The 24,274-nt window shown below is 74.7% G+C and carries 17 protein-coding genes; 12 read left to right on the top strand and 5 right to left on the bottom strand.

The annotated features are described in order from the left end of the window. The 4 genes from ACFUK0_RS12510 to ACFUK0_RS12495 all read right to left on the bottom strand — a co-directional run bounded on the left by ACFUK0_RS12510 (nucleotide 1) and on the right by ACFUK0_RS12495 (nucleotide 8,242). Nucleotides 1-1,140, bottom strand: a complete 1,140-nt coding sequence (locus ACFUK0_RS12510) for an AAA family ATPase (protein WP_380249075.1) — start codon at nucleotides 1,138-1,140, stop codon at nucleotides 1-3. Continuing rightward, nucleotides 1,137-6,170, bottom strand: a complete 5,034-nt coding sequence (locus ACFUK0_RS12505; RefSeq protein ID WP_380249073.1) for a hypothetical protein — start codon at nucleotides 6,168-6,170, stop codon at nucleotides 1,137-1,139. The genes ACFUK0_RS12510 and ACFUK0_RS12505 overlap by 4 nt, the downstream gene beginning before the upstream one ends. Next, nucleotides 6,167-7,027 carry a DUF4132 domain-containing protein gene (locus tag ACFUK0_RS12500; RefSeq protein WP_380249071.1) on the bottom strand — a complete coding sequence of 287 codons (861 nt, stop codon included), beginning with the start codon at nucleotides 7,025-7,027 and terminating at the stop codon, nucleotides 6,167-6,169. The genes ACFUK0_RS12505 and ACFUK0_RS12500 overlap by 4 nt, the downstream gene beginning before the upstream one ends. An 87-nt stretch (nucleotides 7,028-7,114) precedes the next feature. Next, entirely contained in the window at nucleotides 7,115-8,242 is a 1,128-nt protein-coding gene (locus ACFUK0_RS12495) for a PQQ-dependent sugar dehydrogenase (RefSeq protein WP_380249069.1), read from the bottom strand. A gap of 153 nt (nucleotides 8,243-8,395) precedes the next feature. On the opposite strand from ACFUK0_RS12495, the gene ACFUK0_RS12490 reads away from it, so the two are divergent. Both ACFUK0_RS12490 and ACFUK0_RS12485 read left to right on the top strand, forming a co-directional pair. Beyond that, nucleotides 8,396-9,619, top strand: a complete 1,224-nt coding sequence (locus ACFUK0_RS12490) for an MFS transporter (protein WP_380249067.1) — start codon at nucleotides 8,396-8,398, stop codon at nucleotides 9,617-9,619. A gap of 122 nt (nucleotides 9,620-9,741) precedes the next feature. After that, nucleotides 9,742-10,413, top strand: a complete 672-nt coding sequence (locus tag ACFUK0_RS12485; protein WP_380249161.1) for a TetR/AcrR family transcriptional regulator — start codon at nucleotides 9,742-9,744, stop codon at nucleotides 10,411-10,413. 31 nt (nucleotides 10,414-10,444) lie between these two features. On the opposite strand, the gene ACFUK0_RS12480 is transcribed toward ACFUK0_RS12485, so the two are convergent. After that, nucleotides 10,445-11,605, bottom strand: a complete 1,161-nt coding sequence (locus ACFUK0_RS12480; protein WP_380249065.1) for a CapA family protein — start codon at nucleotides 11,603-11,605, stop codon at nucleotides 10,445-10,447. Nucleotides 11,606-11,774: 169 nt separating this feature from the next. Here ACFUK0_RS12480 and ACFUK0_RS12475 point away from each other — a divergent pair, with 169 nt between their 5' ends. The 10 genes from ACFUK0_RS12475 (at nucleotide 11,775) to ACFUK0_RS12430 (ending at nucleotide 24,212) form a co-directional block, all read left to right on the top strand. Next, nucleotides 11,775-12,911, top strand: coding sequence for a M48 family metalloprotease (locus ACFUK0_RS12475; RefSeq protein ID WP_380249063.1), 1,137 nt, complete (start codon nucleotides 11,775-11,777; stop codon nucleotides 12,909-12,911). Nucleotides 12,912-13,004: 93 nt separating this feature from the next. After that, complete coding sequence (locus tag ACFUK0_RS12470; protein WP_380249061.1) at nucleotides 13,005-13,427, top strand: MarR family winged helix-turn-helix transcriptional regulator; 423 nt, start codon at nucleotides 13,005-13,007, stop codon at nucleotides 13,425-13,427. 51 nt (nucleotides 13,428-13,478) lie between these two features. Continuing rightward, the gene (locus ACFUK0_RS12465) at nucleotides 13,479-14,597 is read left to right on the top strand and encodes a PP2C family protein-serine/threonine phosphatase (RefSeq protein WP_380249059.1); all 1,119 of its coding nucleotides are present in this window, start codon (nucleotides 13,479-13,481) and stop codon (nucleotides 14,595-14,597) included. 442 nt (nucleotides 14,598-15,039) lie between these two features. Continuing rightward, complete coding sequence (locus tag ACFUK0_RS12460; protein WP_380249057.1) at nucleotides 15,040-17,718, top strand: nitrate- and nitrite sensing domain-containing protein; 2,679 nt, start codon at nucleotides 15,040-15,042, stop codon at nucleotides 17,716-17,718. Next, complete coding sequence (locus tag ACFUK0_RS12455) at nucleotides 17,715-18,152, top strand: roadblock/LC7 domain-containing protein (protein ID WP_380249055.1); 438 nt, start codon at nucleotides 17,715-17,717, stop codon at nucleotides 18,150-18,152. The genes ACFUK0_RS12460 and ACFUK0_RS12455 overlap by 4 nt, the downstream gene beginning before the upstream one ends. Further along, nucleotides 18,149-18,580, top strand: a complete 432-nt coding sequence (locus ACFUK0_RS12450) for a DUF742 domain-containing protein (protein WP_380249053.1) — start codon at nucleotides 18,149-18,151, stop codon at nucleotides 18,578-18,580. Before ACFUK0_RS12455 ends, ACFUK0_RS12450 begins: the two co-directional genes overlap by 4 nt. 5 nt (nucleotides 18,581-18,585) lie before the next feature. Next, complete coding sequence (locus ACFUK0_RS12445) at nucleotides 18,586-19,176, top strand: ATP/GTP-binding protein (RefSeq protein ID WP_380249051.1); 591 nt, start codon at nucleotides 18,586-18,588, stop codon at nucleotides 19,174-19,176. Between the two features lie 25 nt (nucleotides 19,177-19,201). Further along, nucleotides 19,202-20,350, top strand: a complete 1,149-nt coding sequence (locus ACFUK0_RS12440; protein WP_380249049.1) for an FAD-dependent monooxygenase — start codon at nucleotides 19,202-19,204, stop codon at nucleotides 20,348-20,350. A gap of 147 nt (nucleotides 20,351-20,497) precedes the next feature. Next, a complete protein-coding gene (locus ACFUK0_RS12435) occupies nucleotides 20,498-22,777 on the top strand; it encodes a family 2 encapsulin nanocompartment cargo protein terpene cyclase (RefSeq protein ID WP_380249047.1) in 2,280 nt (759 codons plus the stop codon). 196 nt (nucleotides 22,778-22,973) lie between these two features. Beyond that, nucleotides 22,974-24,212: an MFS transporter gene (locus tag ACFUK0_RS12430; protein ID WP_380249045.1), complete on the top strand. Its 1,239-nt coding sequence runs from the start codon at nucleotides 22,974-22,976 to the stop codon at nucleotides 24,210-24,212. Nucleotides 24,213-24,274 lie beyond the last annotated feature (62 nt).

Here is a 24,274-nt window from a genome sequence, read left to right as displayed (position 1 = left end):
TCAGCCCTCCAGTGCGGGGCGCAGGTCCCACAGGGTGCGCCAGGTGGCGGCGCCCTGCTCGGCCCGGCGTCGGACGGGGCCGTCCCAGTAGCCGAGCAGGCGGGCGGCGTCCGCGGGGTCGTCCTTGCGGACCACGCCGATCAGCTGGCCGGGCAGCCCGGCGAGCAGGTCGCCGTCGCCGGGCAGGTAGGCGGCGGCGACGCCCAGCGCGGTGGCCACCGAGACGGCCTCGGCGGTGCTCATCACGGTGGACGGGCGCTCGACGTCCCAGCCCTCGGTGGAGCGGCCGGTGCGCAGGTCGCGGAAGGCGGTGACCAGGGCCTCCAGCACGGCGTCGTCCACCGCGTAGGCGGCACCGGCCCGGGCCACGGCGGCGGTGGACTGGCGGCGCACCAGGTCGACCTCCGCCGCAAGGCTGCCGATCGGGCCGACCGTCTCGAAGTTGAACCGGCGCTTGAGCGCGGCGGACATCTCGGAGACGCCCTTGTCCCGCAGGTTGGCGGTGGCGATCAGGGTGAAGCCGGGGGCGGCGTGCAGTTGCCCGTCCGGGGTGCCGGCCAGCTCGGGGACGGCGATCCGGCGCTCGGAGAGCAGCGAGACCAGGGCGTCCTGCACCTCGGGCAGGCAGCGGGTGACCTCCTCCACCCGGGCGACCGCGCCGCCGGTCATGGCGGTGAGCACGGGCGACGGCACCAGGGCCTCGCGGCTGGGGCCCTTGGCGAGCAGCAGGGCGTAGTTCCAGCCGTACTTGAGCTGGTCCTCGGTGGTGCCCGCGGTGCCCTGGACGGTCAGCGCGCTGGTGCCGCAGACGGCGGCGGCGAGCAGTTCGGAGAGCATCGACTTGGCGGTGCCGGGCTCGCCGACGAGCAGCAGGCCGCGCTCCCCGGCGAGGGTGACGACGCAGCGCTCGACGAGCGAGCGGTCGCCGACGAACTTCTGCTCGATCGCCAGGCTGCGGCGCCCGGCCTTGAGCTTCTCGCCGTCGCTGCCCATCACGAAGGTGACGACGGCGCGCGGGGTGAGCCGCCAGCCGGGCGGGCGGGGGCCGCCGTCGTGGGCGGCGAGGAACTCCAGCTCGGCGGCGTACTTCTCCTCGGGCAGGGTGATCTGGCGCGGGGAAGTGTGGGTGGCGGTGCTCATCGACGGGCCTTCCTGGTCTTGCCGGTGCGGAGTTCTTCGTAGCCGGGGCCGTCGCCCTCGCCGACGCGCTGCCAGGCACGGGCGAAGAGTTCGGGCGCGGGCAGGTGCGGCAGGATCGCGTGGTGGGTGGCAAGCTCGTACAGGCCGGCCTTCCAGGTCTCCACGGGCAGGCCGGGGGACTTCGCCTCCTGCCAGCCGCCGGGCAGGAACAGGCTGCGGCCGGCCCTGGCCCGCTTGGCCTCCAGCACCAGGGCGGTGGCGGCGAGTTCGGTGCGGGCCTGCTTCAGCCGGGCGGGCTTCCAGCCCGTCCAGCGGGCGACGTTGCGGTCGGTCGGGTCCGGCAGGGCGAGGAGTTGCAGGTAGAGCGCGGCGGCGTCCTCGCCGAGGTCGTGGGCCCGGGCGACCTCGGTGACCAGGGCGGGCACGCTGAGCTGCGGGTCCTGGGCCCAGCCGGGCCCCCCGGGGCCTTCGTCGGTGGCCAGTCGCCGCAGATCGTCGCCGAGGACGGCCCGCAGGGCGGGCACGCCACCGCGCGACCAGGGGCCGTTGGAGAGGTCGGCGAGCAGGTCGAGCAGCGGGTCGTCCGCGCCGGTCAGCTCGGCCGGGCGGAGGAACGCGGCCTCCTGCTCGCGTTCGGGGGCGAGGACCAGCGCGTCCCCGCAGGGCACCAGGCCGTCGCCGTCGGCGCCGCCCTGCTCGGGCAGGCCGGCGCGGGCGCGCAGGATCGGGCCGAGCGGCTCGCTCCTGACGGTGTAGGAGCCGTGGTACAGCAGCAGGCCGGGGTCGGCGAGGCGGGTGCGGAGCGCCGCCAGGGCGGGCGGGAGCAGCGGGCGGAGCGCGTCCCCGTACGGCAGGTGGTAGGCGAGCCAGCGCAGCGCGTTGACCGCGCCGGGGAGGTCGTAGGCACCGGGGACGGCGCTCGGGTCGTCGGCGGTGAGCTGCTTCTCGGTGCTGCCCTCGACGGTGCGCACCCGCTGCCGGGTGGTGCGGGTGAGCCAGCCGGTGCGGGCCGGGTTGAGCACCGCCTCGACGTGCTGGATGCCGACGCCGTTGACGGTGGCCTGCGCGGCCTCCGGCAGGGTGACGATCCGTCCGATCCTGGCCAGCCACAGTTCGGCGCCGGCGCCGGCCGCCGGGCCGTGGGCCCAGAGGTCCGCGGGGTCGGCCGGCAGCAGTGCCCGCCAGAGCGCGAGCACGTCCTCGTTGGCGATGGACCGCAGCCAGTCCCGGGCCGCACCGGCCTCGGCCGGCTTCAGGCCGAACTCCTTGAGCCCGGCGGCGTCCAGGAAGGAGCCGTAGCGGAAGAGCCCGGGCGGCGCGCTGAGCAGCAGGGCGGCGCGGGTCGAGCCGATGCCGGTGGCCTCGCCGAGGGCGGCGGCCGCCTCGGGCTGCCAGGGGTAGGCGCCGTGTTCGCGCAGCAGCGGGGTGTACCGGCTCGTCCAGCCGGCCGGCAGCCGCTCCTCGATCCGCCGTTCGTGGTGGATGCCGAAGCCGGCGACCGGCCCGAAGGCGGCGGCCGGGTCGTGGTCCAGGGCGAGCCAGTGCACCTGTTCGTCGACGATCCGGGTGCGGGTCAGGACGACCACGCTGCGGCCGCCGAGCCGCAGCACCTGCCCGGCCCGCTTGGCGTGCTCGTCCCGCTTACGGGCGGGGTCGAGGGCCTCGGTGAGGACGACCTCGCGTACGGTGCCCGCCAGGGCGGCGAGGCCGTTCAGCTCGTCGAGCAGCAGGGCGAGGGTGGCGCGGGTCTGCGGTGCGGCGAGGGGGCCGGCCGCGCCGAGGGCGAGCGGGCCGAGGCGGCCGAGGAGGTGGACCCAGCCGTAGTGGGTGTCGCCGTGCAGGGGCAGCGGCTCGGGGTCGGTGGTCCAGGTGTCGCCCGGGCCGGCCGCCGGCGGGGCGGCGAGCAGGGCGGCGACCGTCCGCAGGTTGGCCAGCAGGTGCCAGGAGTCCGTGCTCTCCCAGGAGTTGCCGAGACCCGCGGCGCCGGGCAGGACGGCGCCGACGGCGTCGCGCAGTTCGTGGTCGCGGCCGTGCTGCGGGCGGTACGGGGCGGTGGCGGGCGCGCGCCCGGGCCGGGTGGCCGGGTCGGCCTCGGGCTGCGGGACGAAGCGGGCGGCCCGGTCGAGGAGGTCGGCGGCCGTCCGGGCGAGGCCGGCCACGCCGGCCGCGATCAGCGGGTGGCCGATCTCGGGCAGCACCGCGGTGGTGACGGCCGGGACGGGTATGGGCGCCTTGGCCTCCTTGCTGGTGGCGAGCAGGCGTCGCACGCCCTGCGCGGTGAGCCAGCGCCGGTCGGCCTCGACGGGCGGCTCGGCGTCCACCGGCCAGGCGGCGTCGATGAGTTCGGCGGCCTGGGCGTCGGTGACGGTGCGCAGCACCTTGGAGGCCTGTTCGTCCCGGGGGCGCAGCGCGTGCCAGTGGTCCTGCGGCGGGACGAGGGCGGTGCCGGCGGCGGCCGGGCCACCGGGGCGGCACGGCTTGAGTTCGCCGAGCATGTCCGCCGGGGTGCCGGCGGCGGCGGGAAGGCTGAGTGAGAGGTCGCCGTTCGGCTCCTGGACGAGCAGCGGCGTGCCGTCGGCGGGCAGTTCCAGCCGGCCGACGGGGTGCCTGCTGATCTCCTGGCCCGGGCGGGCCAGGCCGGCGGTGCGGCCGTCGGGGCCGGTGGTGGTGACCGTGCCGGCCGTGCTGCGGACCCAGCCGCCGAGGACGCGGCCGTCGGTGCCGAGCGGGGTGGCCTCCAGTCCGGGCTGGAGCGGCAGCAGCCGGGAGCGGCCGGGCTGGAGTTCGCCGGCGGCCTCGGAGGCCGCGAACAGCGGCGGGACGGAGTCCCGGCCGGTGGCGCCGCCAGCCGGGTCGTACTCGGTGAGGACGGCGCGTCCCGCGCTGTGCCGGACCGTCCAGTACCCGGTGCCGTCGCTGAACACCCGTCGCTCGACCGGGAGTCGGGTGTCGCCCGGGTGCAGGGCGCGGGCGCCGGTGGCCCGGCCGCCGCCGGGCAGCGGGACGGAGGCGGGGGCGACGTCGCCGTTGCTGCTGTAGTAGCCGGAGATCCATTCGCCTTCGAGGTGGAAGACCTCGGCGGGCCGGCTTGACCAGTAGGCGCGCTGCTTGCCGTCGTGGTACCAGACGACCAGCAGTTCGCCGTCGACGTGGCGCAGCCGCACCCGCTGCCAGTGGTCGAGCTTGTCGGGGACGCGCAGGTCGTGCTCCAGCAGGATGCCCTGCGGGCCGACGACGACGGCCTTGTTCCCGCGGTGCAGGATCAGGCCGGGCCAGGCGTCCTCGATCAGCAGGTCGTCGGGGGCGGCCTTGCCCCTGGGCACGCCGGGGGTGGCGCTCTCCTCGACGCCGAGCCGGCGCAGGCCCTCGTCGAGCGCGGGCCAGCCGAGTTCGTCGGCGATGCCGGCCCGCAGGGCGCGGCCGAGCAGGGCGGCGACGTCGAGCCCGGCGATCCGCTCGGCGGCGCGCGGGTTGGCGGCCATCACGGCGGTGCGGTGCGGGCGCAGGGCCTGGAGCAGGTTGTGGGCGCCGGCCAGGCCGCGGGCGGCGAGGAGTTCGTCGGCGCGGTCGTCGGCCCATTCGGTGAACAGCTCGCGCAGGACGGGCGCGCCGGCGAGGATCCGGCCGGCCTCGGTGTCCTCGGCCGGTGTCCACACGCGCGGGGTGGCGGCCTTGAGCAGCGGGCGCAGCCGGGGGTCGGCGGCGACGGCGGCGAGGTCGCGGCGGCCGGGGCCGCCGCTCTTCATCCAGGTGGGCAGGTCGAGGGTGAGGCTCTCGGGCGGGTCGGCGACGGGCACCCGTTCGGCCAGCAGGAGGTCCAGCAGGTTGAGTTCGGTCGCACTGCGGCGGCGGTTGTCGGAGAGGATGTCGACGGGCACGTCGTCGGCGCGCAGCCGCTCGGCCATCCGGCCGGCGAGGGCGGTGGTGGCGTCGCAGGCGGGGCGGCTGCGCCAGCCGCGCCCGAGGTGGGCGGACCAGCGGCGCAGCCAGGCGGCGGCCGGCTCGGCGCCGTCGGGCCGGGGGCCGGTGAGCAGCAGCTCGGCGCCGCTCTCGGCGAGGACGGCGAGCCAGGCGCGGTCGCCGTCGCCCTTGTCGTCGGAGGTGGGCAGGATCTCCAGCAGCCGGGCGCGGACGGCTTCGTCGCGCCGGGCGAGCTCGATCAGCGCACCGTGCCAGGACTTCCAGAACGCGCCGGGGGCGCGGCCGACGGCCGGTGAGGCGAGCAGTTCGGCGAGCAGCGCCTGCTCGTGCTCGGCGCGGTCCAGGCCGGCCGCCCTGATCAGCGCGCGGGCGTCCTCGGCGACGCCGGCGTACGGGGCCATGCCGGCGGCCGAGCGCTCCGCGCAGAGCTGGCGGAAGCGCTGCCAGGCGGTCAGCGGGTCGAGCCGGGCGGCCAGTTCCTTGACGTACTGGCGCAGGGCCTTGACGGTGAGGGCGCCGGCCAGCGCGAACTCCAGGAAGACGGCGCGCAGCCGCTCCTCGTCGATCTCCAGGCCGTGGGTGCGCTCGGCCTCGCGGGCCTTGCCGAAGAAGGTGCCGGCGTAGGTCTGGTTGCCGTGCTCCAGGAAGATCCGGCCGACCTCCTCGCAGTACGTCGGCAGGAACTGCGGGACGGCGCGGCCGAGCCGGACGGCCAGCGCCTCGAAGCCGTCCTTGGCGTTGCCGGGCTTGGACTTGACCTGCCGGGCGAGCCGCTCCATCTCCTTGACCAGGGCGAGCGCGTGGTGGCCGTTGGCCGGGTCGTGCACCAGGGCCCAGGCGGGGAAGCCCAGGGCCTCCTGGCGGACCTGGCCGACCTCGACGGGATCGGCCGCGGGGGCGAGGCCCAGGAACTCGGCGGCGAGGTCCTCGGCGGGGCCGAGCGCGCCGGGGACGAGCCGGACGACGCGCCGCTCGCCGAGGGCGGCGTGCGCGTAGCTGCGGGCGGTGAGGACGTCCGCCGCGCTGTCGGGCCGGCCCGCGCCGGCCAGGGTGCCGGCCGGGAGCACCGCTCCGGCGTCGAGCAGCTTCTCGTTGTGGTCGGTGCTCATGCCGACTCCTCCTCTTCGGTCGTGCGCCCGGCGTACAGCCCGGCTGCCATCCGCATGCCCTCGGACCACGCCACCGGCCCGACCTCGCCGACGGCAAGCACCTTGCCGTCGGGGCCGGTCCAGCTGAGTGAGCCGGTCTCGCACTCGTCGTACTCGTAGTAGTCGCCGACCCAGAGCCTGGCCTCCACCGTGACGCCGGCCTCGACGACCGGGACGACGGCGTAGCCGCCGCGCACCCGGTAGCCGAGCCGGGCGCAGCGGCCGAGCAGCTCGCGCAGCGCCTTGTAGCGTCCGCCGGCGTAGGTGTCGACGTCGGTGGCGGTGGCGTCCTGGCCGGCCGGGCGGTGCCACACCTCGCGGTAGAGCTGCTGGACCTGCTGGGAGACGCCGAGCTCGACGGCGAACTCCCGCAGCTCGTCGAGGTCTTCGAGGAGGACCGGGTGCGGGATGCGGACCGCCGCGGCGGTGAGGCGGACGGTGTCGCCGTCCAGGTCGACCAGGCCGAGGCCGCGCTCGGCGTCGGCGCCGCGCAGGAACCCGGCGACGGCGCCGTCCTCCCCCGTGACCACCAGGTCGCGCAGGACGTCCTGCCAGGCCTCGTCGGCCCAGACCGCGGTGATGACGGCGGCGGGCACCGGCAGCGAGCGGACCATCCACCGCTCGACGTCCTCCAGGCAGCGTCGGCGGTGCGCGCTCAGCCACTCGGTGAGCCGGTGGAGCCCGGCGACCGCCGGGTCGTCGGCCAGTTTCGCCGGGACGGTCTTCAGCAGGCGCCCCGCCGCGTTGCGGCAGATCACCTTCCCGTCGTCGTCCAGCGCGACTTCATAGCCGCCCACCCCCGCTTGAACCCATGCCACGGCCGCGCTCCTCCCAGCTGATCGGTCTGCGATGGGAGGAACGTAACGGGCCGCACTGACAACCCGGGCGGGCGGGCCCCTGCCTGGTCAGCCGGAGGGTGACGGGCTCTCAGCGCCGCCGACGGCGAGCCGCAGGATCCGGTCGTCGCCGGGGCGGGGCTCGCCCCGGCCGTCGGTGTTGCTGGTGCTGAGCAGCAGGGTGCCGTCGTGGTCGGTGACGACGGTGCGCAGCCGCCCGTAGGTGCCGTCGAGGTGGGCCTGCGGCGGGCCGGCGGCGCCGGTCGCGCCGACCGGGATCTGCCAGAGCCGGGTGCCGCGCAGGGCGGCCATCCAGATGGAGCCGTCGGCGAAGGCGATGCCGCTCGGGGAGGCCTCGGCGGTGTGCCAGGTCGCGGCGGGGTCGAGGTAGCCGACCCGGTGGGCGATGCCCTCGACGGCGGGCCAGCCGTAGTTGCCGCCGGGTTGGACGAGGTTGAGTTCGTCCCAGGTGTTCTGGCCGAACTCCGAAGCCCAGAGCCGCCCTTGGGCGTCCCAGGCGAGCCCCTGGACGTTGCGGTGGCCGTAGGAGAGGACGACCGATCCGGGGAAGGGGTTGCCGGGGGCCGGCGCGCCGTCCGGGGTCATCCGCAGGATCTTGCCGCCGAGCGAGCCGAGGTCCTGGGCGAGGGCGGTGCGCCCGCTCTCGCCGGTGCCCGCGTAGAGCATGCCGTCGGGGCCGAAGGCGATCCGCCCGCCGTTGTGGTTGGAGCCCTTCGGAATGCCCGTCAGAACCGTTTGCGGAGTTCCGAGTTGGCCCCCGGCCGGCGCTTGCGGGTCGTACGGCAGGCGGACGATCCGGTTGTCGTCGGCGGCCGTGAGGTAGGCGTACACGAGGTGGTCGGTGGCGAATCCCGGCGAGAGGGCGAGGCCGAGCAGTCCGCCCTCTCCGGCGGGGGCCACGCCGGGTACGGCGCCGAGGTCGGTCTTCGCCCCGCCGTCGGCGGCGATCCGGGTGATCCGGCCGGTGTCGCGCGAGCCGGCGAGCAGGTCGCCGCCGGGCAGGACGGCGACTCCCCAGGGGGTGTCGAGGCCGTCGGCGACGGTGGCGCGCACCGCGACCGCACCCGGGGCGGAGGTCGAAGGGGTGGAGGCGGTGGTGGTGGAGGAGGAACAGCCGGCCGCCACCGGGCCGAGGGCGAGAACCAGCAGGGCGGCGGCGACGGGACGGCGGTGCACGGCGTGCCTCCGATGGTGTGCGGCGGGCCTTCCGGCTTCCAGCACACCACAGACCGGCGGCACCGGAAGGCGGACGGGTGAAGCTGGACGCAACGTTGCGTCCACTGTTACGTTCGGGACGCAACGTCGCGTCCAGTCCGAGGAGTGCCACGTATGACCACGCCCGCCCCCGCCCGCACGCCGGGGACATCATCACGCCCGGCCCGCTCGCCGGGCACCGCCTCGGCCCTGGTCGCCTACGCCTTCTGGGCGACCATGGTGGGCACCACCGTCCCCACCCCGCTGTACCCCCTCTACCAGCACGACTTCGGCTTCTCGGCACTGATGGTCACGGTGGTCTTCGCGGTCTACGCCCTCGGGGTGGTCGCCGGCCTGCTGGTCCTCGGCCGGCTCTCCGACGAGATCGGCCGCCGGCCGGTGATCGCGCTCGCCCTGCTGCTCGCCGCCGGGGGCGCCGGCCTGTTCCTGGCCGCCGACGGGCTGGCCTGGATGCTCACCGCCCGGGTACTGTCCGGCCTGTCCGCCGCCCTGATCACCGGCAGTGCCACCGCCGCCCTGCTCGACCTGGCGGCCCCCGAGCGGAAGGCGCGCGCCCAGAGCCTCGCCATCGCGGCGAACATGGGCGGGCTGGCCTGCGGCACCCTGATGTCCGGCCTGCTCGCCCAGTGGGCGGGCGCTCCGCTGCGGCTGCCCTGGCTGGTCACCCTGGGCCTGGTGGCCATCGCGGCGGCGGGGCTGACCCTGCTGCCGGAGACCGGCCCGGCGCCGGCCGGGTTCCGGCTGCGGCCGCAGGCGCTGCGGGTGCCGTCGGCGATCCGGCCGGCCTTTCTGCGGGCCGCCCTGACGGCCGGGTCCGGCTTCGCGGTCCTCGGTGTCCTGACCGCCGTCACCGGCCTCTTCCTGGCCCGGGTGCTGCACTTCGAGGATCCGGCGCTGACCGGCCTGGTGGTCTTCCTCGCCTTCGCCTGTACCGCTCTCGGCCAGTTCGCCGCCCGGACGCTGCCCTCGGCCAGGGCGCTGCCCGTCGCCTGCGCGGGCCTGGTGCTGGCGGCGACGCTCGTCGCCGTCGCCCTGCTCGGCGAGAGCCTGGCCGCGCTGCTCGCGGGCGCCGCCGCGAACGGCCTGGCCACCGGCATCGCCGTCGGCAACGGTCTCGGCGTGATCAACGCGGGTACGCCTCCGCAGCGCCGGGGCGAGGTGGTCTCCACCTTCTTCGCGATCCTCTACGCGATGCTCTCCGTCCCGGTGATCGGGGTCGGTGTGCTGATCCAGCTCAGCGGCCTGCGGACGGCCGGGGTGACGTTCAGCGCCCTGGTCGCCGCACTCGCCCTGGCCGTCGCGCTCACCCTGCGCCGCGGCACGCCGGGCGGTCGATGAGCGCGCCCGGTGGGGCCCCGCCCGGCCCGGGGCCGGTCCGACCCGCCGTGAGAGGATGAAGATCCGGCCGAGACCGGCCGCAGCACCACCAGCCCGCAGCAGCACGGAAGGACGCCAGCGCCATCGCCGCCACCCGGCCGGTCGGCCCGACAGTCGCAGAGCAGCCCGCTCCGGCGAAGCGCCGCAACGAGAACGCTCGCCTGGCGGTCCTGAACGCCGCCGACGACCTGCTGGTGGAACGCGGTTTCGACGGCCTCACCATCGAGGGGATCGCCGCGCGGGCCGGGGTCGCCAAGCAGACGATCTACCGCTGGTGGAAGTCCAAGGTCGACATCCTGTACGACAACCTCGTCCTGGACGCGGAGGACGCGCTCGCCTGGCCGGAGCCCGCACCGGGCGCCTCGTACACGGTCGCGGAGCTGCGCGGTTACCTGCACCGCTTCGCCCTCTTCCTCGGCACGGCGCCGGCCGGCCGGGTGCTGCAGGCCCTGCTCGGCCACGCCCAGCTCGACCGGCGCACCTTCGACCTGCTGCACACCGGCTTCCTCGGCGAGCTGACCGCGCGCGACACCGAGCGGGTCCGCCAGTGCCTGGCCGGCCTGGTGCCCGGGGCCGGGGGTCAGGACGGGGCCGGGGCCGGGGCCGCCGAGGCGTCGGCCCTGCTCGACGCCCTGCTCGCCCCGCTCTACTACCGCGCCCTGCTGGCGCGCGGGCCGATCGACCCCGCCCTGGTCGACGCCGCGCTCGACGAGCAACTCGCCCTGGCCCTGGCCCGTTCGACGCCCGGCGTCTGACCGGCCCGCGCGGGCCCGGCGGTCCGGCTGCTCAGCCCGCCGTCGTGGACGCCGCGGCGGACGGGACGGCGGCGGACGAGGCGGCGGCCGGCGCGGGCGCGAGGCCGGCGCAGCCCCGCAGGCCGTCGCGGCGCTTGAGGGCGGCCTCGGCGGCGGCGCCGGTCTGCGGCTGCGGCACTCCCTGGTCGTCGACCAGCGCCGGGGTGAACTCCTCGCCGGTGACCTTGCCGCCGGCGGTCAGGGTGAGCGTGGTGACGCCGGTCTCGTTGGAGAACGGGTAGTTGGACGTCCCGTACCAGAGGAAGTTGCCGAAGCCGTAGCCGACGTAGGTCTTGCCGAGCATGCCGGAGCCGACCATGGTGTGGGCGTGGGTGCCGACAACGGCGGTCACGCCGGCGGTGGCCAGCTTCTTCGCCAGGGTGGTCTGCGCCGCCGTCGGGCAGGCCTTGCCCTCGTCGCCCCAGTGCAGGTAGACGATCACTACCGGCGCCTGCTTCTTGGCGTCCTGGACGGCTTTCAGCAGCGCCGGGACATCCAGCGCCGAGGCGATGCCCGGCTTGGTGGCGCCGGCCCGCCACTTCTGGTTGGTGAGGTCCTCGACCTGGCTTGCCGCCAGCACCGCGAGCTTCACACCGCGCACGGTCGTCACGAACGGGGCGTACGCCTCCTTGGCGTTGCGGCCGAGGCCGACCACCGGGACGGGAGAGGCGGCCTTCGCGGCGAGGGTGTCCGTCAGGCCGTCCGCACCGAAGTCCACCGCGTGGTTGTTGGCCAGCGAGACGACGTCCACGCCGGAGTCCTTGAGGACGTCCAGGGCCTTGGGCGAGGTGCGGAAGGTGTAGGTCTTCGGCTCGGGGGCGCCGCGGCCGGTGATCGCGGTCTCCAGGTTGAGCACGGCGAGGTCGGCGTCGGAGAGCGCCGCGGAGATCGGGCCGAGCGCCTGCTCGGGCGGGGTGACGGCGAGCCTGCCCTCGGTCCGGCCCTCGAAGTGGACGTCGCCGGCGAAGGCCACCGTGACGGCGCCGTCGGGGCGCGGCGCGGCCGTCGGGGAGGCCGCCGCGCTGGAGGCCGCGGTCGGGGCCGGCTGCGCACCCCGGCCGGTGTTCCTGCCCCGGGGCGGGTCGTCGGGGCCGCAGGCCGCCACCGGGGCGACGGTGAGCAGCAGAGCGAGCACGGGCGCGACGCGGCGCATGTGGGAGTCCCCCCGAGATTGACAAGAGCGCGCACAGAATACGCCACCCGGCCGTCCGCCCTCCTCACCGTCTCCACACCCGCCGGTCGGCGGGATACGGCCGGGGGCGGCCCGGTGGGATCCTGGTGACCGGCGGGTGCCGCCACGACCAAGGGGACAGGGGAGCGCGATGAGCGCGGAGGACTTCACCCCGGCCGAGCGGGCCAGGGGCCGGGCGCTGCGCCGGGCGCAGTCCCCGTGGGCACTGGGCGGGCGGCTGGCGGGGCTCGGACTGTCCCTGCTGCTCGGGTTCACCCCCGCCGGCGCGGGGCTGGTGACGGCGGCGGGCGGGCTGTTCGGCGGCGGGCGGACGGCCGAGGTACTGGCCGGCACGGCCGCCTTGGTGCTGCTCGGCGAGGCCGTCAGGCTGCCGTTCTCGGCGCGGATCAGGGTGCTGCGCCACGGGTACGGGCTGGTCACCCAGGGCTGGGGCGGCTGGGTGGCGGACGCGCTGCGCTCGCTGGCGCTCACCCTGGCCCTGGCCCTGCCGGTGGTGCTGGGGCTGTACGCGTTGACCGACCGGTCGCCGGACGGCTGGTGGCTGCCGGCGGCGGCCGGGGCCGCGGTGCTGACCGTCGCGCTGTCCTTCCTGTACCCGCTGGTGGTGGAGCCGGTCTTCAACCGGTTCACGCCGATGCCGGCGGGGCCGCTGCGCTCGGCGCTGCTGGCGCTCGCGGAGCGGGACGGCGTGGCCGTGCGGGACGTCCTGGTGGCGGACGCCTCCCGGCGGACGACCGCGCTCAACGCCTACGTCTCGGGCCTGGGCGCCACCCGCCGGATCGTCGCGTACGACACGCTGCTGAGCACGGCCGAGCCGCGCGAGGTGGAGCTGGTGGTGGCGCACGAGCTCGGCCACGTCAGGAACCGGGACGTGGCGACCGGGACGGCGCTCGGGGCGGTGGGCGCGGCCGGGGCGGTGGGCCTGCTGGGCCTGCTCACCGGCTGGGGCCCGCTGCTGTCGGCGGCCGGTGCGCAGTCCATGGCGGATCCGCGCTCGCTGCCGCTGCTGGCGGCCTGCGCGGCGCTGACCGGTGCGCTGGCGGGCCCGCCGCAGTGTGCGGTCAGCCGCCGGGTCGAGGCGCGGGCGGACCGCCATGCGCTGGAGCTCACCGGGGACGCGGAGCAGTTCATCGCCATGCAGCGCAGGCTGGCGGTGGCGAACGTGTCGGACGTCGACCCGCCGAGGGTGCTGGAGCTGCTGTTCGCCACCCACCCGAGCGCCGTCCGCCGGATCGCCGCGGCCCGCGCCTGGCGGCCGGCGACCTGAGGAACCGGCCGCGCACCCGCCGCCACAGGCCTGTGAGCAGGCAGAACCCCCACCCACGTTGTACTGTGCAACGGATTCCCCGAGGAGGTGGCCATGTCCGGCCGAGAGACGTCGATCGACACGATCCAGCGCGAGCTGACCGCTTTCGCCCGCCGGGCCCGGCACAAGGCCTCCCAGCTGCACCCCGACCTCTCCCTCGTCACGTACAGCATCCTGGACCTGATGAACGAGCGGGGCGGCTGCCGGGCCGCCGACGTCGCCTCCTACTTCATGCTCGACAAGTCCACGGTGAGCCGTCAGGTCGGCGCGCTGGAGAAGCTCGGCCTGCTCGTCCGCGAGACCGACCCCGAGGACCAGCGCGGCCAGATCCTGCGCCCGACCGACGCCGGCCTGGCCCTGCTGCACGAGGCCGCCGAACAGCGGCGCCGGTCCTTCGCCGACCGCTTCACCGATTGGGACGACCAGGACGTAGAGCGGTTCGCCGGCTACCTGGCCCGGTACGGCGCGGCGGACTGACCCGGGCGCACCTGCGTGGCGCGGCGCCCGGACGCGGTGTACAGAGGAGGGGTGCCCCTTCAGCAGAGCCCTCCGGGCCTACGCGGGTGGTGGCGGCCCGGCCGCGCACTGCACCTGGTCCCGCTGCTGCTGATCGTGGCCATCACCGTCGTCGACGTCCTCGCTCCGCCGCAGATCCACCTCGGGCCGCTGCTGATCGTGGCGCCGGCCGTCACGGCCTCCTTCGCGCACGCCCGGGCGACCGCCGTCGTCGGACTGCTCGCCATCGGCGCGCAGGTGGTGATCGGCCTGCTCCGCGACGGGCTCACCACGCCCAACCATCTCGCGCAGATCGCCGCCCTCACCCTGGTCTCGGCCCTCGTGGTCGGCCTGCGCGCGCTGCGCGACCGGCACGAGCAGGAGCTGGAGCAGGTCCGCTCGGTGTCCGAGGCCGCCCAGCGTGTACTGCTGCGCCCGCTGCCCGCCCGGAGCGGACCGCTGCGGCTCGCCTCCAGCTACCTGGCGGCCGAGGCGGAGGCCCAGGTCGGCGGCGACCTCTACGCACTCGCCCGGACGGCCACCGGGACGCGGCTGCTGGTCGGCGACGTCCGGGGCAAGGGGCTGGCCTCGCTGGGCGACGCCGCGCTGCTGCTCGGTGCGTTCCGGGCGGCGGCCCATCTGCACGCCACCCTGCCCGAGCTGGCCCGTTACCTGGACGGCAGCGTCTGCTGGGACCTCGCCCAGCCCACCGAGGGGGACGACCCGGGCGAGTCCTTCATCACCGCGGTCATCCTCGACGTCCCGGACGAGGGCGCGGTCGTCAGCATGGTCGACTGCGGCCATCCGCCGCCCCTGCTGCTGCACGAGGGCACCGTGACCGCGCTGGCCGCCCGGCAGCCGGCGCCGCCGCTGGGCCTCGGCGACCTGGTGCCGGCCGAGTACCGGGTGGAGACCTTTCCGTTCCTGCCGGGCGACCGGCTGCTGGTCTACACCGACGGCGTGATCGAGGCCCGGGACGGGCGCCGCGAGTTCTATCCGCTCGCCGAGCGGATCACCGCGTGGACGGGCGAGCCGCCGGCCGCGCTGCTCCAGCACCTGCGCCGTGACCTGCTCGCCCATGCCGGCGGCCGGCTGGACGACGACGCGGCGATGGTGGCGGTGGAACGCCTGGCCGGCCCGTCGGCGGGGTGAGGTCCGCCCGGCCGGGCGCGGCACCCGACGTCCACCCAGGGGTCCAATTCCGTTCACCGGCTGAAAACTGACGCCTCCACACCTCGTGCGGCGTCACGGCCGTGTCCACGGGCCGTGACAAGCCGCGGCGGACCGGCCGGAAGGCGTGCACGAACCGTGGACACCACCAGGAACGTTCTTCCCTCAGCGTCCATAGGGCGGGCGCGCTTTCACTCCTGTAACACAGTATGACTAGTATCGACCCGTCAAAAGTCATACTCCAGACGGCCGGCCCCGACGGGCCGCCGGCACCCCCGAGGAGAATGCTCTGCGCGCGCGTGCGTACCGGCGGACCGCTTCACCTGGTCAGGGGGCGGCCGCCAAGCCGCCGCGTCCCAGAAGCGGCAGATCCAGTCAGAAGGCCCCACGCCTGTCCCTGCGAACGGCGCTCCTCGTCCTCGCAGTGGTACCGGGCATCGCGCTCGCCGCACTCTGGGCGGTGACCAGCGGCCAGACCGTCTTCGACTTCCAGAAGCAGGCGGGCCAGGGGTTGCTGGCCCAGAAGGCCGGCCAGCCGTCCAACATCGTCTACTACAACCTGCAGGAGGAGCGCCGGCTCAGCGCCGAGGCGCTCGCCAACCCGGCCGCCGCGGCCACCGCCCTGCGCGCCCAGCGGCAGAAGACCGACGAAGCCGTGCGGACCTTCCAGGTCCTGTCCGAGGACGTCGCCGCCGACGCTCCCGCCGAGGTGCGCACCGCGGTCTTCCAGGCCCGCCAGGCGATGACGCAGCTGCCCGAGCAGCGCTCCGCCGTGGACCGCGGTGCGGCCGACCAGCAGGCCGTGTACACCTACTACACCGACCTCATCTCGGTGGACCTCACGCTGTTCACCGCGCTCAGCCACGTGGACAACGGCGAGATGACGTACATCTCCCGCGTCCTGGTCGACGCGTTCTGGGCGAAGGAGATGCTCGCCCGCGAGGACGCCGTGCTCGCCCGCGGCTGGCCCAGCGGCAAGCTGAGCATGCAGGACCTCCAGCTGGTCCAACAGTCCATCGGCAACCAGGCGTTCCTCTACGGCACCAAGGTCGGCCCCTACCTGCCGGCGGCCGAGGCACCGGCCTACCAGGCCGTGATCAACAGCGACGCCTGGCAGTCCAAGGCCACCGTCGAGCAGGCCCTGACCCGCCCCACCGCGAGCGACGGCGCCGGCAACGTCAGGCTGCCGCAGCTCCAGGACCAGTGGCGCCAGGCCGTCGACCAGGTCAACCCGCAGCTCATGCGGCTGATGGAGACCCGGACGGCGGGCGTGGTGGAGGTCGGCAAGTCGACCATCATCGCGCTGCTCATCAAGGTCGCCCTGACCAGCGCCATCGGCCTCTTCGCGGTCGTCGCGGTCATCCTGACCACCTGGCGCCTCACCCGCTCGCTGCGCCGGCGGATCCTCGCACTGCAGGGCCAGGCCGAGGAGTTGGAGCGCACCCTGCCCGAGGTGGTGGAGCGCCTCGGCCGCGGCGAGCAGGTCGACGTCGAGGCCGAGACCGCGGCCATCGGCGGTGACCCGCAGGGCGGCTCCGGCGACGAGCTGGGCCAGCTCGGCCACGCGCTCAACCTCGCCCGCACCAGCGCGCTGGAGACCGCCGTCCGGCAGGCCGACCAGTACCGGGGCTTCGAGCGGCTGCTGCAGCGCATCGCCCGCCGCACCCAGCTGCTGATCGGCCTCCAGCTCAAGAAGCTGGACGAGCTGGAGCGCCGCCACGAGGACCCGGAGGTGCTGGAGGGGCTGTTCGACCTCGACCACCTCACGGCCCGCCTGCGCCGGTACGAGGAGAACCTGGTGATCCTCGCCGGCGGCCAGCCGCAGCGCCGCTGGCGCAAGCCCGTCCCGCTGCTCGACGTGCTGCGCTCCGCGCAGGGCGAGGTGCAGGACTACCGGCGCATCATGCTGGACGTCGAGGGGAGCCCGTGGCTCTCCGAGCGCGCGGTCGGCCCGGTCGCGCACGTGCTCGCCGAGCTGATGGAGAACGCGGCCACCTTCTCCCGGCCGCCCACGCCGGTCGAGGTGCGGGCCGCCATCGTCGGCCGGGGCCTGGCCATCGAGATCGAGGACCGCGGCCTCGGCATGGACCCGGAGCAGTTCGCCGCGGCCAACGAGCTGATGAGCCGCCCGCCCCGGATGGACGTGCTGGCCAAGGCCGACGACATCCGCCTGGGCTTCTACGTGATCGCCCGGCTGGCGGCCAACGCCGGCCTGAAGGTGGAGTTCCGCCCGTCCGCGTTCGGCGGGACCAGGGCCGTCGTGCTCGTCCCCGCCGAGCTGGTCGCCGACGGGGATCCGGGCTACGACGCCGTGGCACCGGTCGAGCCGATCCCGCTGCCCACCCGCTCGCGGGGCCGCGCCCTGACCGGCGTGCCGGCCGCGCTGCCCGAGCCGGTGGCGAACGTGGTGGCACTGCCCGAGTACGCCGGCGCCCCCTTCGCGGGCACCGACTACCCGGTCGCCGAGTTCCCCGAACCGGACCACCGGGCCCCCGGGTTCGCCGAACCCACCTACGCCGAGGCGGAGTTCGCCGACGCCGAGTTCACCGCCGCGCAGTTCGCCGGGGCCCCGCAGGCCTCCGGCGGCTACCAGGGCGGCGGCTACGAGCGGCATGAAAGCCCGGCGTTCGACCACCAGGGCGGCGGCCGGCACCCGTCGGCCGGGCCCTACGCCGAGCAGGCCCCCGTCCGGTCCGAGCGGCCGTCCTCCGGCCCGCCCTGGGGAGCGTCCCCCGCCCAGGGCCCGTACGGCCAGGGCCGCCCCGGCGCCGCACCGGCGGGCGACGCCCTGGTGGACGACGGCCAGCCGCTGCCGCGCCGCGTCCGCCAGGCCAACCTGGCCGCCGAACTGCGACTGCCGCCGCCCGGCCAGGAGCAGCCCGCGCAGGACCAGCAGCAGACCGAGGCCCTGTTCCGCCGGCCGGCCCCGCGCCGCTCCGGAGCCGCCATCGGCGCCTTCCAGCGACAGTCCCGGGCCGCCCGCGGCCACGGTGAGCCGGACACCGGCCACCTGCAGAACCCCACTCTGCCCGCGCAGGACCCCTCCCCCTGGGACGGGCCCCATGCGGATCCCCACTCCCCTAGGACGGAAGACCGGACATGACGCGCACCATCGCCACCCACCAGGACCTGGACTGGCTGCTGGACGGACTCGTCGACTCGGTGGCCGGCACCAGGCACGCCGTTCTGCTCTCCGACGACGGCCTGGTCGTCAGCCACTCCCGGAGCATCGACCGGTCCGACGCCGAGCGCCTGGCCGCCGTCGCGACCGGGCAGCAGAGCCTCGCCCGCGGCGTCGGGCAGTTGTTCAACGGCGGCCAGGTGCACCAGGTGATCGTCGAACTCGCCGACCTCTGGCTGTTCATCATCGCGGCCGGACAGGGCACCCACCTCGCGGTGCTGGCCTCCCAGGACGTCGACGCCGAGGTGATGTCGATGGCCATGCACACCCTCGTCCAGCAGGTCGGCCAGAAGCTCGCCACCCCCACCCGCTCCAGTGACTTCGACGCGTTCGGCGCCAGGGGTGGACGAGGGTGAGGCCGCACTGGAGTGACGAGGAGGAGGACGACGACGACATGTCGGGCACGATGGTGCGCCCGTACACGATCACCCGGGGCCGGACGGCCCCGGAGCGCGACGACCTCACCCTCATCACCGTGCTGACGACCGTCCAGGACGGCCGGCGCGCCGAGTTCGGCCGGGCCGGTCCCGACCGGACCGCGCGGGCCCCGCGCGGGCTCCAGCCCGAACACCGGATCATCCTGGACCGCTGCCGGCGCCCGGCCGCCGTGGCCGAGGTGGCCGCCGACCTCAACCTGCCGGTCTCGGTGACCAAGATCCTGCTGGGCGACCTGATCGCCCAGGGCCTGCTGCTGGCCCGGGCACCGCTCTCGGTGGCCGTCGCCGGCGGCGGGGTGGACCTCGGCCTGCTGCGGGCCGTTCGCGAAGGACTCCGGAGACTGTGAACACCATGACATTCGGAACGACCGGCCAGACGGCCCCCGCCGCCGTCAAGATCCTCATCGCGGGCGGCTTCGGCGTCGGCAAGACCACCCTGGTCGGGTCCGTCAGCGAGGTCGCGCCGCTGCGCACCGAGGAGTACCTGACCAAGGCCAGCATCGGCGTCGACGACCTGAGCGGCGTCGACAACAAGACCACCACCACCGTCGCCCTGGACTTCGGCCGGATCACGGTCAGCCCCGAACTGGTGGTGTACCTCTTCGGCACGCCCGGCCAGGAACGCTTCTGGTTCATGTGGAACGACCTGGTCAACGGCGCGCTCGGCGGCGTCGTCATCGTCGACACCCGCCGGGTCGAGAGCAGCTTCGCGTCGATCGACTTCTTCGAGAGCCGCGGCATCCCCTTCGTGGTCGCGATCAACTGTTTCCACGGCCGCAACAGCCGTACGGCGGAGGAGATCAGGGGCGCCCTCGACCTCGACCCGCAGGTGCCGATGCTGCTGGGGGACGTGCGCGAGCGCGCCTTCTGCCGCGACCTGCTGCTCGCCCTGGTCGACCACCTGATGACCATGCCCGCACCGCTGGCCGCCCCGGTCGGCTGAACCAACCCCTTTTGGAGAGCTCGTCATGTCCTCACCCCTGCGCGTCCTGATCCACGGCGGCGGCATCGGCGGCCTGACCCTGGCCACCGCGCTGGCCCGGCGCGGCCACCAGGTCGACGTCGCCGAGCTGCGCGACGAGCTGGACGCCCTCGGCGTCGGCATCATCCAGCCCTCGAACGCACTGCACGTGATGCGCGAGATCGGCGTGCTGGAGCAGTGCCTGGAGGCGGGCTTCGAGTGGGAGGTGCTCACCATCTGCGACCCCACCGGCGCCACCCTGGCCAAGATCCCGCAGCCCCGGATGGCCGACGCGCCGTCGAACAACGGCATCCCGCGGCCGGCGCTGGCCAAGGTGCTCGGCCGGGCCGCGACCGAGGCGGGCGCCCGGATCCGCTTCGCCACCACCATCACCGCCCTGGCCGACGACGGCGAGGGCGTGGACGTCACCCTCTCCGACGGCAGCACCGGCCGCTGGGACCTGGTGGTCGGCTTCGACGGCATCGGCTCGCCGCTGCGCAAGCACCTGTACGGGGACCGCTTCGAGCCCGAGTACACCGGCTTCGCGAACTGGCGGGTCACCGTGCCGCGCGACCCCGCGGTGCAGAGTGTGGTGATGAGCGCGGGCAACCAGAACGCCAAGGCGCTGCTGACCCCGATCACCGACGAACTGATGTACCTGGGCGCGGTGTTCGCCGAGGCCGAGGACTTCCGGCCGGACCCGGCGCGGGCCCACGAGCAGCTCGCCGAGCGGCTTGCCTCCTTCTCCGGCCCGGTGGCCGAGGCGCTGACCCACGTCACCGACCCGGCCGCGGTGGTCTACTCGCGGATCTCCCAGGTCACCGTCGAGGACGCCTGGCACGTCGGCCGGGTGGTGCTGGCCGGTGACGCCGCGCACGCGAGCACGCCGCACCTGGCCCAGGGCGCGGCGATGGCCGTCGAGGACGCGCTGGTGCTGGCCGAGAGCCTGGACGCGGCGGACCTGGACGCGGACGGCGGCCCGGCCGGGGCCCTCGCCGCCTGGGAGGCCCGACGGCGCCCGCGCGCGATGTGGGTGCAGAGCCTGTCGCGGGCCATCCTGAAGCAGGAGACCGGGACCGCGACCACGCCCGAGGAGGACGAGCTGCTGAAGGTCGGCATCCCCGGCGCGGCCCACTTCCTGGTGCGCCCGTACTGATCGGAGCCGTTGTTCCTGGTGGGGCCCCGTTGCCGACGGGGCCCCACTGTTATCCGCTCATATGACTGTTTTGGTTACCGGATACGGCTCCGGGAGCCCGGGTAATGCTGAGCCGAACGGATGACACGGCATCAGAAACGGCACCCCATGAACCAGGCCACGAGTCCCTCCGGCACCAGCCCCTCCGAGAAGGCGCAGCCCTTCCAGCTGCCCGACTTCTACCTGCCGCACCCAGCCCGGCTCAACCCCCACCTCGAACAGGCCCGGACGCACACCAAGGCCTGGGCCCGCTCGATGGGCATGGTGGAGGGCTCCGGGATCTGGGAGGAGCACGACCTCGACTCGCACGACTACGCGCTGCTCTGCGCCTACACCCACCCCGACGCCTCGGCCGCCGAACTCGCCCTGGTGACCGACTGGTACGTGTGGGTGTTCTTCTTCGACGACCACTTCCTGGAGATCTTCAAACGAACCCAGGACCGTGAGGGCGGCAAGGCCTACCTGGACCGGCTGCCGGCCTTCATGCCGCTGGACCTCGACGCCGAGATCCCCGAGCCGGTCAACCCGGTCGAGGCCGGCCTGGCGGACCTCTGGGCCCGCACCGTGCCGAGCATGTCCGCCGACTGGCGGGCCCGCTTCGCCGTCAGCACCGAGCACCTGCTCAACGAGTCGCTCTGGGAGCTCTCCAACATCAACGCCGGCCGGACGCCCAACCCGGTCGAGTACATCGAGATGCGCCGCAAGGTCGGCGGCGCGCCCTGGTCGGCCGGCCTGATCGAGCACGCCGTGGGCGCGGAGATCCCCGCCGTGATCGCCGCCTCGCGGCCGATGCGGGTCCTCAAGGACACCTTCTCGGACGGCGTCCACCTGCGCAACGACCTGTTCTCCTACCAGCGGGAGACCGAGGAGGAGGGCGAGCTGAGCAACGGCGTGCTCGTCCTGGAGCGGTTCCTCGGCTGCACCACCCAGGAGGCCGCCGACGCCGTCAACGACCTGCTGACCTCGCGGCTGCACCAGTTCGAGAACACCACGCTGACCGAACTGGCCCCGCTGTTCGCCGAGCACGGCCTGGACCCGCAGGCCTGCGCCCAGGTGCTGGCCTACGTCAAGGGGCTGCAGGACTGGCAGTCCGGCGGACACGAGTGGCACATGCGCTCCAGCCGGTACATGAACGGCGGCGGCGCCGGCCCGGCGGCCGCCCCCTGGTCGCCGTGGGGCGCCGGCTCGCTCGGGACGTCCGCGCTGGACCTCGGCAGGCTCGGCGCGATGATCGGCCCCGGCCGGGCGCGCAGCTTCTCGCACGTACCGTTCCAGCCGGTCGGGCCGTCCGTGCTGCCCGATTTCCGGATGCCGTTCCCGCTGCGGCTCAGCCCGCACCTGGACGCCTCGCGCCGCAACACCGTCGACTGGTGCCGCGAGATGGGCATGCTCCAGCCGCAGCCCGGCATCCCCGGCTCGCACGTCTGGGACGCGAAGCGGTGCGCCGACATCGACCTGCCGCTCTGCTCGGCGGGCATCCACCCGGAGGCCTCGCTGGAGGAGCTCGACCTCACCTCGGCCTGGCTGGCCTGGGGCACCTACGGCGACGACTACTACCCGGTGGTGTACGGCCGCACCCGGGACCTCGCGGGCGCCAGGGCCTGCAACGAGCGGCTCTCGCTGTTCATGCCGCTGGACGGCGCCACCGCCCCCGCACCGGCGACCGGGCTGGAACGCGGCCTGGCGGACCTGTGGACCAGGACGGCCGGCCCGATGGCCCCCGAAGCGCGGGCGAGCTTCCGCACCGCCGTCGAGGACATGACGGCCAGTTGGCTCTGGGAGCTGGCCAACCAGGCGCAGAACCGGATCCCGGACCCGGTGGACTACATCGAGATGCGGCGGATGACCTTCGGCTCGGACCTGACGATGAGTCTGTGCCGGCTCGCACACGGCCGGCAGGTGCCGCCGGAGATCTACCGCAGCGGCCCGATGCGCTCGCTGGAGAACTCCGCGGCGGACTACGCCTGCCTGATCAACGACGTCTTCTCGTACCAGAAGGAGGTCGAGTACGAGGGCGAGGTGCACAACGCCGTCCTCGTGGTGCAGAACTTCTTCGACTGCGACTACCCGACCGCGCTGAGCATCGTCGACGACCTGATGAACTCCCGGATGCGGCAGTTCCAGCATGTCATCGCCCATGAACTGCCGGTGCTGTACGACGACTTCGAGCTCGGTGCGGAGGCCAGGGCGATCCTGGACGGGTACGTGCAGGAGCTGCGGGACTGGCTGGCCGGCATCCTCAACTGGCACCGGGAGTGCTTCCGCTACCAGGAGGCGGCGCTCGGCCACCAGGGCCTGCCGGAGCCCGGGGAGCTGTCGTTCGGCGGCCCGACGGGGCTGGGCACCTCGGCGGCGCGGTTCGCCGCCCTGGCGGGCCGACTTCGGTAGCCCCTTCCCGGGAGGTGTGGCGAGTGCGGCGGCCGGTCGGATGCTCCGACCGGCCGCCGTGGGTGTCCGGTGAGGCCCGGCAGGAGTCCGGCCAACGTGTCCCGGTTGTTCACCACCTGACACCACATTGGTATGACCAGTGGGTTATGTGTATACATCTCGCTACGATCACCGCCCATTGACGGAGACTCACACCGTGTCCTCACCCACGACCGCGCCGGTCGACCGCGCGGCCCCGCCCACCCCCGCGGCCCCCTCGGCGACTTCCCCCGCGCCCCGCTTCCAGGCCACCCTCCTGATGGCCGGCAGCTGTCTGCCGATCCTGGGGGCCGTGCTGATCGCCCCCGTCGTCCCGAAGATGCAGGACCACTTCGGGAGCACCGCCGGCGCCGAGGCGCTGGCCCTGCTCGCCCTCAGCATCCCCGCACTGGCCCTCGCCCTGCTCGCGCCCTTCGCCGGCGCGCTGGTCGACCGGTTCGGCCGCAAGCGCCTGCTGGTCGGCGCCTCGGTGCTCTACGCGCCGATCGGCACCGCCCCGCTCTGGCTGGACTCCCTCGGCGCCATCGTCGCCAGCCGGGCGGTGCTCGGCGTCGTCGAAGCCGTCATCATGACCTGCTGCACCACCCTGATCGGCGACTACTACTCCGGCAAGCAGCGCGAGCGCTACCTCGCCCTGCAGGCCATCTGCAGCGCGCTCTCCGCCACCGCCTTCTTCGCGATCGGCGGGGCCATCGGCTCGGCCGGCTGGCGCGCGCCCTTCTGGGCGTACGCGGTGAGCCTGCTGCTCGCCCCGCTGATGGCGGCCGTCCTGACCGCCCCCCGGCAGACCGCGCCGCAGCACGCCCCGGCCGCGGCCGCGAAGAGCGCCTTCCCCTGGCGCCGGATGGCCGCGCCCTGCACGCTCACCTTCTTCGGCGCCGTGGTCTTCTACACCGTGCCCGTGCTGATGTCGAAGCTGCTGGACGCGCTCGGCGTCACCGACACCCCCACCATCGGCCTGTCCACCGCGATCGCCAGCGCCGCCACGGTGGTCGGCGCGATCGCCTTCACCCGGCTCGCCGACCGGGCCGAGCAGCTGCTGCCGGCCGTCCTGGCGCTCTGCGCGGCCGGATTCGGGGTGATGTGGCTGGCGGACAGCACGCCGCTGCTCGTCGTCGGCGCCGTCGTCAACTGCCTGGGCGGCGGCATGCTGCTGCCCACCCTGCTGACCCGCGCGATGGCCCTGCTGGACTTCGCCGACCGGGGCCGCGGCACCGGTCTGTGGAACACCGCCTTCTTCCTCGGCGAGTTCGTCTGCCCGCTCGTCCTGCTCGGGGTCTCGCACTCGGTGGGCGGCCTGGCGGGCGCGGTCGGCCTGCTCGGCGCGGCCACCGTGCTGGTCGCGGCCGGCCTGCAGTTCGGCCGCCGTCCGGCCCCGGCGGCGCCCGTAGCCTGACCGCACCGCACCGCACCGCACCGCACCGCACCGCCCAGCGGGCCGGCCGGGCTCCCCCAACG

The organism is Kitasatospora sp. NPDC057223 (assembly GCF_042669755.1).
Lineage (GTDB): Bacteria > Actinomycetota > Actinomycetes > Streptomycetales > Streptomycetaceae > Kitasatospora.
The sequence above is the reverse complement of the archived record's forward strand: the minus strand, read 5'-3'. Positions and strand labels throughout refer to the sequence as shown.

What these genes read in the sequence shown, in the direction of transcription:
- ACFUK0_RS12475 (WP_380249063.1), top strand. Translation starts at nt 11,775, where the DNA reads ATGAGCGCGGAGGACTTCACCCCGGCCGAGCGGGCCAGGGGCCGGGCG.
- ACFUK0_RS12480 (WP_380249065.1), bottom strand. Translation starts at nt 11,605, where the DNA reads ATGCGCCGCGTCGCGCCCGTGCTCGCTCTGCTGCTCACCGTCGCCCCG.
- ACFUK0_RS12445 (WP_380249051.1), top strand. Translation starts at nt 18,586, where the DNA reads ATGACATTCGGAACGACCGGCCAGACGGCCCCCGCCGCCGTCAAGATC.
- ACFUK0_RS12510 (WP_380249075.1), bottom strand. Translation starts at nt 1,140, where the DNA reads ATGAGCACCGCCACCCACACTTCCCCGCGCCAGATCACCCTGCCCGAG.
- ACFUK0_RS12455 (WP_380249055.1), top strand. Translation starts at nt 17,715, where the DNA reads ATGACGCGCACCATCGCCACCCACCAGGACCTGGACTGGCTGCTGGAC.
- ACFUK0_RS12470 (WP_380249061.1), top strand. Translation starts at nt 13,005, where the DNA reads ATGTCCGGCCGAGAGACGTCGATCGACACGATCCAGCGCGAGCTGACC.
- ACFUK0_RS12435 (WP_380249047.1), top strand. Translation starts at nt 20,498, where the DNA reads ATGAACCAGGCCACGAGTCCCTCCGGCACCAGCCCCTCCGAGAAGGCG.
- ACFUK0_RS12490 (WP_380249067.1), top strand. Translation starts at nt 8,396, where the DNA reads ATGACCACGCCCGCCCCCGCCCGCACGCCGGGGACATCATCACGCCCG.
- ACFUK0_RS12505 (WP_380249073.1), bottom strand. Translation starts at nt 6,170, where the DNA reads ATGAGCACCGACCACAACGAGAAGCTGCTCGACGCCGGAGCGGTGCTC.
- ACFUK0_RS12440 (WP_380249049.1), top strand. Translation starts at nt 19,202, where the DNA reads ATGTCCTCACCCCTGCGCGTCCTGATCCACGGCGGCGGCATCGGCGGC.